At 70.8% G+C, this 9,939-nt stretch carries 7 protein-coding genes and 1 pseudogene; 2 read left to right on the top strand and 6 right to left on the bottom strand.

From position 1 onward, the window contains the following. A partial coding sequence (locus ACLL9L_RS16200; RefSeq protein ID WP_411285688.1) for a hypothetical protein occupies positions 1–1,148 on the top strand: 1,148 nt, incomplete at its 5' end. After that, positions 1,145–2,575 carry a hypothetical protein gene (locus ACLL9L_RS16195; protein WP_411285687.1) on the top strand — a complete coding sequence of 477 codons (1,431 nt, stop codon included), beginning with the start codon at positions 1,145–1,147 and terminating at the stop codon, positions 2,573–2,575. The genes ACLL9L_RS16200 and ACLL9L_RS16195, both read left to right, overlap by 4 nt. Positions 2,576–2,615: 40 nt before the next feature. Here ACLL9L_RS16195 and ACLL9L_RS16190 read toward each other — a convergent pair whose 3' ends face one another. The 6 genes and pseudogenes from ACLL9L_RS16190 to ACLL9L_RS16165 form a co-directional block, all read right to left on the bottom strand. Beyond that, a complete protein-coding gene (locus ACLL9L_RS16190; RefSeq protein ID WP_411285686.1) occupies positions 2,616–4,445 on the bottom strand; it encodes an LpqB family beta-propeller domain-containing protein in 1,830 nt (609 codons plus the stop codon). A gap of 16 nt (positions 4,446–4,461) precedes the next feature. Continuing rightward, on the bottom strand, positions 4,462–6,228 hold the full coding sequence (gene mtrB / locus ACLL9L_RS16185; RefSeq protein ID WP_411285685.1) for an MtrAB system histidine kinase MtrB: 1,767 nt from the start codon (positions 6,226–6,228) through the stop codon (positions 4,462–4,464). Between the two features lie 4 nt (positions 6,229–6,232). Further along, positions 6,233–6,910 carry an MtrAB system response regulator MtrA gene (gene mtrA, locus ACLL9L_RS16180; RefSeq protein ID WP_411285684.1) on the bottom strand — a complete coding sequence of 226 codons (678 nt, stop codon included), beginning with the start codon at positions 6,908–6,910 and terminating at the stop codon, positions 6,233–6,235. A 76-nt stretch (positions 6,911–6,986) separates the two neighbouring features. After that, positions 6,987–8,609, bottom strand: coding sequence for a pilus assembly protein TadG-related protein (locus ACLL9L_RS16175; RefSeq protein WP_411285683.1), 1,623 nt, complete (start codon positions 8,607–8,609; stop codon positions 6,987–6,989). After that, on the bottom strand, positions 8,606–9,187 hold the full coding sequence (locus ACLL9L_RS16170) for a TadE/TadG family type IV pilus assembly protein (protein ID WP_411285682.1): 582 nt from the start codon (positions 9,185–9,187) through the stop codon (positions 8,606–8,608). The genes ACLL9L_RS16175 and ACLL9L_RS16170 overlap by 4 nt, the downstream gene beginning before the upstream one ends. 241 nt (positions 9,188–9,428) lie before the next feature. Beyond that, a pseudogene (locus ACLL9L_RS16165) lies at positions 9,429–9,939 on the bottom strand (hypothetical protein); the annotation flags it as partial.

Here is a 9,939-nt window from a genome sequence, read left to right as displayed (position 1 = left end):
CCGCGGTCGGGCTCCCAGCCATCGCCTGGCTCCGGGCCGTCTGCCTCCTCGGGTTGTTCCTCGCGCTGGTGCTCACGGTCCGCAGGGGTCTGCCCGGTGTCGGCGGGGTCCTCCTCGCGGGTGGCGTGACGCTGGTCAGCCTCCCCACGATGACCGAGCGGCCCCAGGCCCTCGGCATGGTCCTCCTGGCCGTCAGCGTGCTCGGCTGGTGGTCGAGCCTGCAGGACGGACGGCCGCGCTGGTGGCTCGTGCCACTCGCGTGGCTCTTCGCCGCGAGCCACGGGTTGTGGTCGATAGCCCTGGGCGTCGGGCTGCTCGTCTGCCTGGGCCGCGCGCTCGACGGTGCAGACCGTCGCGCCGTCGGGCGGCTCGTCCTCGTCGTCGCCGGCCAGCTCGTCGTGACGGCGCTGACCCCGCTCGGTCCACGGCTGCTCCTCACCCCCTTGACCGTGGGAGCCAACGGCCGGGAGTTCGTCGCGGAGTGGCAGCCTGGCACCCTCGCGTCGGTCACCGTCGTCGGGGTGCTGCTCGTGGTCACTGTCACCATCGGACTCGCGCTGAGGTCCCGGACCGCGATGCCCTGGTCCCGGTTGCTCGTGCTCGGGACGGCGCTGACCCTCACCTTCGCAACCGTCCGCACCGGAGCGCCGGCAGCGATCCTGCTGGCGCCACTGCTGGCCGAGGCGTTGGGGCGCACGGTCCGGCCCCGGTCGATGCCCTCCGTCCACGCCCTTCCGGTCGTCGTCACAGCTGTCCTGGTCAGCGCCATCATCGCGTTTCCGCTGGCGCTCGCCCGGTCGGGCTCACCCGTGGGAGTTCCCACCCGGCTCGCCCCGCAACTGCTGTCGCTCCCCCCCGGGACACCGGTGCTCGCCCAGACCGACGTGTCGGGGTGGGTCATGTGGGCCGCGCCCAACGTCTCCCCCGTCGTGGACGTCCGTAACGAGGCCTACACGCCGCAGCAGCTGCGCGACTACGTCCGCACCTACCAGGCCCGCGAGGGCTGGGAGGCCCTGATCGACAGGGCCCACGTGCAGTTCGCCCTCGTCGAGAAGACCTCAGCGCTGCGCGGCGCGCTCGTCGACGTCCGTGGCTGGCACGTGCTCGGGGCTGACGGGACCTACGTCCTGCTGGGGGAGGGGGCGTGAGCGTCATCGCGCGCACCAAGAGCGTCGCCCTTGATAAGGCGAGCGGCTCGAAGGTGCCGCCGCGAGTCGTCGCGGCGGTCGGGATCCCGGTGCTCCTCGGGGTGGTCGGAGTGGCGGTCCGACCGATCAGCGACCCTGGGGCCTGGACCGCCGTGCGAGAGGGAGGGCTGCTGCGTCAGACGTGGCAGTTCGTGGCCCGGGACCCCGCCTCCCCGTTCGCGAGCGCAGACGTCATCCGCACGGAGTGGGCCGGCGACCTGGTCGCGGCGTTCGCCCACGACACCTGGGGCCCGGCCGGTCTGATCCTCCTGCGTGCCGTGGCCCTCGTGGCCCTGGCGGTCCTCTTCCTGTGGGCCGCCCGAGGCGAGGCAGATCTCGTCCCCGCCGTCATCGCCACCTTCGTGGGGCTCTTCGGCGCCCTCAGCCTCGGCGAGGAGCCGATGACCGCCGGTGTGGTGCTCGCCATGGTGTCCGTGATCGGGTGGCGCGGCGGGGCCGCCGGTCTGAGGCCACCGTGGTGGCTCGTCCCGGTGGTCTGGGTGTGGGCCAGCACCCACAGCTCGTGGGTCGTCGGTCCCCTCCTCGGGGTCGTGACGGCAGCCGGTCTGGCCCTTGACGGCCGGCTCGACAGACCGACGGCCAGACGCTTCGCCGCCGTCATCCTGGCCAGCATCGCCGCGGCCGCACTGACACCCGTCGGTCCGCGCCTGCTGCTGACGCCGTTCCGCGGGCACCCGGGGGAGTCCGGGGTCCTGGCCGGCTGGACCCCCGCCGACATCACCAACCCGCTGGCCCTCCTCACGGCGGGCGCCGCCGTGCTCCTGCTCGCCTCCTGGCTGCGCACCGCAGCCCGGCCGACCTGGTGGAAGGTCGCCCACGCCGGGACGGCGTTGGCCATCACGCTGAGCTTCGGGAGAGCAGTCCCGTTCGCTGCCTGCCTCCTGGTGCCGTTGGTGGCCGAGGGTCTGCAGGCCCTGCGTGGCACCTCCGCCGAGCGACCGGGACGCCTCGAAGGCCGGGCCCTCGTTCTGGGCGCTCTCGTCGGGGTCGTGGTCTGTGCTGGTCTGGCCGTCCCCCTCTCGCACGTCGACCGGGACGCCCCGGCCGCCTTCCGCTCCGAGCTGTCGCGGCTCCCGAGCGGCACGGTGGTCTTCGGCTACCACCAGACGGCGAGCTGGCTGCTGCTCTTCGAGCCGCAGCTCCAGGTGGTGATGGACGCGAGGCCCGAGCTCTATGCACCGGCCGACGTCACGGCATACGTCTCGGCGCTGCGGGCCGAGCCGGGCTGGTCCGAGGTCGTGGACCGCAGCGGGGCGACAGTCGCGCTGCTGCCTGCCGGGTCGCCCCTCGGGACCGCCCTGCGCGAGCGACGTGGGTGGCGCGTCGTCCGGGCGAGTGCGGACTACGTGCTCCTGGCCGCTCGCTGACCAGCCCGGGCCCGGCGCCGGGGATTGCGGGCGGAGCGGGTCAGGTCCCGGCGACCACCAGCTCGGAGACCTCCGGCACGGGGGCCCAGACCCGCGCGACCCTGACCTGGGCGGTGGTGGCCGTCATGACGATGAGGCCCCGGACCCCTCCTCGGGACGTGATGCTCCGCGCGCCGGGCACGGCGGGGATGAGCGACTCCTCGATGTCGAGCTGGCCGACCCGCCGAAGCCCCACTCCCGCCCCGATGTCGACCTGGAAGGGGCGCGGCGAGTCCCCCTCCTTGCCCTGCGCGAGGACCGCCAGGGTCATCGGATCCAGCCAGGTCACGTCGACGAACCGGGTCAGCGGCTCCCCCTGCCGGTAGGGGGGCGCCAGCGAGGTCGGCGTGCCGTCTGCCCCCCGGACGACCCCGGCGACATCGAGGCGGAAGTCGGTGTCGTTGGGCAGCCTCGAGAGGACGGCAACCCGGGTGGCGTCCGGCGACACGCTGAGGTTGATGACCTGGCGGCCGTCCAGCCAGGTGACCAGGACCCCACTCGGCGTCGTCGGCGCAGCCGCCGTCGCGTCGAAGGTCCAGATCCGCGCCCGTTGCTGCGCCACGCCCGCGATCCAGAGCCGGCCGTGCGTGTCATACGTCGGGTTGGTCAGGCTCGTCGCAAAGGCGGGGGCCGTGACCGTCGTGGTCCCCCGCCACCGCACGAGCTCGGCGCGATCCCTGTCGACACCGGCGATGTCGCTGCCGTCGGGCGAGAGGGCGAGGTCGACGTAGGCGTCGGGGATCGACAGTGTCTGCGACGCCGCCCCGGACGGCGCGGCGGAGGGGCGGGCCGGGTCGCCCTCGTTGAGCGACTGGGGGTTGATCCGCGCCACCCCGTCCTTGGTGCGCTCCAGACCAACCGTCGGGCTGGACGTCGGGTTCAGGTCATAGCCCAGGTCGCCCAGCAGACCGATCGAGTCGGGCAGGTTGGGGACGGGGATCTTGCCGATCGCCTGGACCTCGAGGGAGACCGAGGAGACGCCGGGCGCCTGGGTGAGCGTCGCGACGAACTGGGCCCAGATGGCCCGGCGTCGGTTGGGGTCGAGGGTCTGGTTGCTGTTGGTCAGGGTCACGGTGGCCACCCCCGTGTCGTCCACGTTGACCGCGTCGACCGCGAGCCGGGCCCCCTCCGGGAGCCCGGACTCGGCGGCGCCCTTGAGGTAGTCGGGCACGGCCCCGAGCTGGGCCCTCGCCAGCGCGGTGGCCACCTTGGGGCCGGACGGCAGCCACCGCACGTCCGCCACGAGGTGGCGCTCGGTCGGCACGACGTAGTGCACCCGAAATGGCGCGAAGACGCGGTCGAACTCGTCGGTGTTGAGCCAGAGCCCGAACCCGTCGTCGGGCAGCTGGACCCGCCACTCACCGTCGACCCTGGTCATCGTGAACACGACGGAGGTCACCGTCCCCGGGGTCAGCTCGCGGTAGTGACCGTTGACGTCGATCGTCGCGACCGCCGTCGTGGTCAGCTTGAGCTGGTCGCCGGGCAGGTGCTCGATGGCCATCGTCGTCTTCGTGTCGTAGACAGTCACGGATGACGCGGGACGCCAGCGGTCGAGGGATGAGGGAGCAAGGAAGAGGCGCCCGACGACCTGCTGGTTCTCGTCGGTCTCCTGGAAGCCGGCTCCGGCGCGGAGGAAGTCGCGGGCAGTGACGTCCTGGGACGCTCCCTTGAGGGGAGGGCTGACGACGATCCTCGCCCTCGGCGCCACGTTGGACCCGACACGGCGGCCCGGCTGGACGTCCGAGACCTCGGGCAACCCGCAGGCGGCGGCCGTCGCGGACAGCACGACCACTGTGAGGATCGTGCACAGGGACCGCCTCAGCCGGACCATGGCCGGCTCCCGCCGCTCATGACCGGGTGCCGCCACTCCTGGCCGGGACGGTGGACGACTCGAGCGGGGCGGGCCGGGGCGACGCCGGGGCGGGGGCGCCCGACGCGTCGGACGAGGGAGTGACCAGGGGGTTGAGTGGCAGGGGTGAGACCTCGAGGGTGGCACCGGCCTCGCGGGGCAGGGTGAGCCTGAAGCAGGAGCCCTCGCCGGGGGATCCCCAGGCCTGCAGCCAGCCCTCGTGCAGCCGCGCGTCCTCGAGCGAGATCGCCAGCCCGAGGCCGGTGCCACCCGTCGTCCGGGCCCGGGCTGGGTCGGCCCGCCAGAACCGGTTGAACACCATCGCGGCCTCGCCGGGACGCAGCCCGAGGCCGTGGTCGCGGACGGAGATCGCGGCCGCGGTCTCGTTGCTGGCGATGCGCAGCGAGATCGAGCGTCCCTCGCCGTGCTCGACCGCGTTGACGAGCAGGTTGCGCAGGATCCGCTCGACCCTGCGGGAGTCGATGTCGGCCTCGCAGGGCCCGGGGGGCTGCTCGACGCCGACCGGGCTGCCCTTGCGGTCGGCGAGGGTCTGGCAGGCCTCGACGACCCTCGCCACGGTGGCGCGCAGGTCGGTCGGCTCGAGGTCGAGCACGGCGGCGCCCGCGTCGAACCGGCTGATCTCCAGCAGGTCGGACAGGAGGGCCTCGAAGCGGTCGATCTCGTTGTGGAGCAGCTCGGCCGAGCGGGAGACCGCTGGGTCGAAGTCGTGGCGGGAGTCGTGGATGAGGTCGCCGGCCATCCGGATCGTCGTCAAGGGGGTGCGCAGTTCGTGGGAGACGTCGGAGACGAAGCGTTGCTGGAAGCGGGAGAGGCTCTCGAGCTGGCCGATCTGCTGCTGGAGGCTGGCCGCCATCTCGTTGAAGGACTGCGCGAGGCTCGCCAGGTCGTCCTCACCCCTGGCGACCATGCGTTCGTTGAAGGCTCCCCCGGCGAAACGCTCCGCGATTGCGCCCGCCCGCCGCACCGGGGCCACGACCAGCCGGGTCACGACGTAGGAGACCCCCCCGATGAGGAGCATGAGGACCAGACCACCCCAGAAGAACGTGCGTCCCACGATGCCGAGCGTGTCCCGCTCGCGCGTCATCGGATAGACGAAGTAGAGCCCGTACTCCTTGGCGCGTGGCACGTCGACCTGTTGCCCGATGACCCACGCGGGCACAGGATCCGCCTCGCCGGCGAGCTTGACCGAGACGATCTGGGTCTGCTGGACGGCAGGGTTGTCGGCCACCTTCTGACGCAGCTGGGCGGGCAACGCCGTGAGCCCGACCTCGCCGACCTGGATCGGGGGCAGGATGACGTCGGTGACCCGGTTCGTCTCACCCCTGGCGAGGATGGCGTATCGCGAGCGCTCGGTGCCGGTCACGTCCTGGATGAAGTTGCGGGTCGCGGACAGGAGCGCGTCGCTCGACTGGGTCTGGTCGGTGTCGAAGAGCTGCCCCTGGACCTTCTTGGTCAGCTGGAGGGCCTCCGCGGTGGCCGTGAGCCGGCGCTCCTCGATCAGTCCGCTCGCCACCTGCTGGTAGAGGTAGGACCCGACGATGGCCAGGACGATCGTCCCGAGGATCATCGTCACGGAGACGACGCGGAACTGCAGCGACCGTCGCCAGCGTCGGTGGACCCAGCGCCACGCCGAACGCAATTGTCGACCCGCGGCACCGAGGGCCATCCGGGCCCGTCCGACCTCCCGCGTGCCCGGGGCGGGCGGACCCTCCGGGATCTCGGGACCTGCCGTCGGCGCAGTCATCGGCTCAGGAGGGACCGGCCTTGTAGCCGACCCCTCGCACGGTCACCACGATGTCGGGGTGCTCGGGGTCGTGCTCGATCTTGCTGCGGAGGCGCTGCACGTGGACGTTGACCAGACGGGTGTCCCCGGCGTGCCGATAGCCCCAGACCTGCTCGAGGAGGACCTCGCGGGTGAAGACCTGCCACGGCTTGCGGGCCAGGGCGACAAGGAGGTCGAACTCGAGCGGGGTGAGGGACAGCGGCGTCCCGTCGCGCTTGACGGAGTGCCCGGCCACGTCGATGTGCAGGTCGCCGATCTCGAGCTTCTCCGGCTCAGGCTCGTCGCCGCGGCGCAGCCGCGCGCGCACCCGGGCGATGAGCTCCTGGGGCTTGAACGGCTTGACGACGTAGTCGTCGGCGCCCGACTCGAGACCGACGACGATGTCGACCGTGTCGGTGCGGGCCGTGAGCATGATGATCGGGATGCCCGACTCCGCCCGGATGCGGCGGCAGACCTCCATGCCGTCCAGACCCGGGAGCATCACGTCAAGCAGCACCAGGTCGGGCCGCGACTCGCGGAAAGCCGAGACGGCCGACGACCCGTCGGCGACGTGGTCGACCTCCAGACCTTCTTGTCGCAGCACGATGCTCAGCATCTCCGCGAGCGCGAGATCGTCATCGACGACGAGTACGCGACCTTTCACCCCACCAGTCCTCTCACCGTGTGCTCAGCAAGCACATCATCACACAGAGCACCGACCCCGCCGGTATGCCGGGCGGTCACTCCACGAGGCGGACGGGGTCGCCCTCGATCGATGCGGTCCAGGTCGTCACGTCCGTAGGGGACGAGGCCGCACCGTAGGCGTACTGCAACTTGACCCAGCAGGCGGTGTTGTCGCTGTCGTTGCACGTGTAGGCGGCAGGGATCGGGACAGAGACCTGTTGCCATTTGCCGTTGAACGGCGACGGATAGGGCACAGCAAAGGAACAGTCCGTCAAGGGGCCTGTGGTGACGCCGCTGCCCGTGCACCCTGAGTACGTCCCTCCTGCGGGGGGGACCACGGTGATCCTGCCGGAGGCGTCGGAGTCCCCCACGTCGAAGAGTCGGACGTTGAGGACCCCTCCGGCGGCGCCGCTCGGCACCCGGGCGAGATAGAACTCGGTCACGCCACCCGGCAGGTTGGAGAAGATTCCCATGTTCTCCCTTCCCGCGATGGAGAGCGCGTTGATGTTCGATGCGGTGGCGCGGACAGCGAACCGGTTTCCGCCGTTGGCGCTGTCGGGTGCACCACCCACGTTGGACTGCACCTGGAGGAGATAGTCACCGACCGGCGGATTGTTCACCGTGCAGAGGGTCGTCCACCTCCGGAACCCGTCCGCGATCTCGGGGCGGTACGTCAGCGTCGAGGATTCATTGAGGACGTCATAGAGCCTACCGCTGTAGCCGCCGTAGCTTTTGGTGCATACCACCGGATAGCTCAGCGGGTCCCATTGGTTCGCACCGGGGCTGCGCAGCGTGAACTTCGTCTCCATGGTCTGGGAACCGCCGTACAGCCCGTCCCCAGTGCAGTAGGCACTCGCCGCCCCACCGGCGTACCGCGTGGGTTCGTCAGTGACCACGCTGTTGTTCGCCTTCGTCGCCGCGGTGCCGCCGCTACCGAAGTTCGCGCTGTCGCACTTCAGGCCCACGTCAACGAACACCGGGTCGAAGAGCTGGACAGTGAGGCTCGGCATGCTCTGCTTCACCGAGATCGTGTAGAAGTACCCGTCCGGGCGGTAGTCGGTGTTGGGGCCGGCGTTGCTCGCGGAGCACCCGTCAACTGTGGATCCACAGAGCAACGACTGGTAGGAGTCACCGTTCGACTTCGCCGAGTTGGGTGAGTTGACGTTGGCCCAGAACTTACCGGTGACCGCGGCGCAGGTGGTCCCCCGCACAGCAGGCGTTGCGTCGGGGTCCTGACCGAACTCGTTGCACGGACTGCCCATCGGCACCGGCGCAGCATAGTCGGCCACGGCGGACTTGGTCACCGTCGTCGTCGGCCGCCCCAAGAGTCCACCGAAAACGTTGGGCACGGTCTTGGAGACCGTCACCCTCAGCCGCGAGGGCTGGGAGCCGACCCCGGGGGCAACCGTGACGGATCCCGCCCCGTTGGTGAACCCGTTCTGACTCGCGAAGGACCTGGCCACGCTGAAGGCCCCCGTCTGGTCACCGGGCATCCTGACGACACCGGCCAGGGCAGCGGCATCGGCGGCGCGCTGCTCCTGCAGGCCCACGGCATACCAGTTGCCCACGTCGACGGCGAAGGCGGTGAGCGACAGGAAGACCAGCATGAGGATGGCCGTGACGATGGCGACGGCACCCTTGTCCCGGCGGGCGAGGCGCACCCGCAGCCGGGTGATCATTTGCACCCGGTCGTGTTGGGAATGGGCTCGAGGGACATGACGGAGTGCTCCTTGATGATGATGTTGCTGAAGATCGCTCCGGTGATCGCCTTGTGCTTGACCTCGAGGTAGATCCCGATCGTGTCGTGGTTCGGATCCGCGACGCACGCGTTCTGCGTGTTGGAGGCCCAGCCGCTCAGTGACGGGGTGGTGAACTTCTTCGCCGCCGCGTCCCATGTGTACTTGACGCAGGTCGAGCAACTCGTGAACGAGGCGTCTCCCCCGACCGGGTTGCCAGCCGGGTCCGCCCGGTAGACCCACAGCGCCGTCACCGAGCTCATGTCCAGGGCCGTAGACCCGTTCTGGACCTGCTTCGCGGCATCGTCGGCGAAGGTGGGCGCCCGCGGTTCGGCTGACGCGATGCGCACACCAGCACGGACCGCTGAGATCGTGCTGAGGTAGTCCTTGAAGAGCAGTCCGAACTCGAGGATGGCGAAGAAGATCAGCAGGATCACCGGCAGCACCAGTGCGGCCTCGACGGCCGCGGCGCCCCGGCCGCGGGGGCCGAGCCGGCCGGCTCGTCTCGGGTGACGCATCATGACTTCCGCTTCCTGCGAGGGCCGGGCCGAGCCGTGCCGGGACAGTGACTGGGTTCGAAACGAGGCGGCCTGGCGGGGGACGTCACCGGCTCCGGCGCGGGAATGACCGTTCGGACGACCCGGGTCCACCTGAGTGATCGAGATCGGGCGGCCGATGGGCAGGCGGACCACCCAGCCTGTGACCACGCTGTGGACATCGCCCACATTCGCGGAAGGGGTCGCATCGAGAGTTCGGCTGTGCTCATAATGGGAGCGCGATGGCGTCCTCCACCCCCTGGGAGGACGCCATCCGTGTGTCCCGGGCACTCGAGGCAAGGTCGGGAGCAGCTTCGCGACGGCGACGGGACAACAGCGCCAGCAGCCCTAGGCCCGCGAGGACGTAGCAGCCACCGACGACCTGCTGCCAGGGGCTCAGTCCGAGCTCTGGGATCTTCGCGTTGCGCAGGGCCCAGAACGGTCCCATCCAGAAGAGGGCGCCGAGCAGCCACACGGACAGCCACGCCCGGCGGTGGGCGAGGAGGAGTAGGACGACGACCACCCACACCCAGTGGTGGCTCCAGGACACCGGCGAGCCGAGGAGTCCCCCGATCGCCAGGGCCGCCGCGCCTCCCACGTCGTCACCTCGCCGCAGCTGACGCCGGGCGACCGCGACCCCCAGCGCGACACCGACGACGCAGGAGAGCACGGTCAGGGCCGTGGGGAGCGGGGACAGGTGGAGCCCGCGCATCAGCACGGCGGAGAGGGACTGGTTG

This window comes from Lapillicoccus sp., assembly GCF_046595215.1.
In the GTDB taxonomy this organism is placed as follows: domain Bacteria; phylum Actinomycetota; class Actinomycetes; order Actinomycetales; family Dermatophilaceae; genus Lapillicoccus.
The sequence above is the reverse complement of the archived record's forward strand: the minus strand, read 5'-3'. Positions and strand labels throughout refer to the sequence as shown.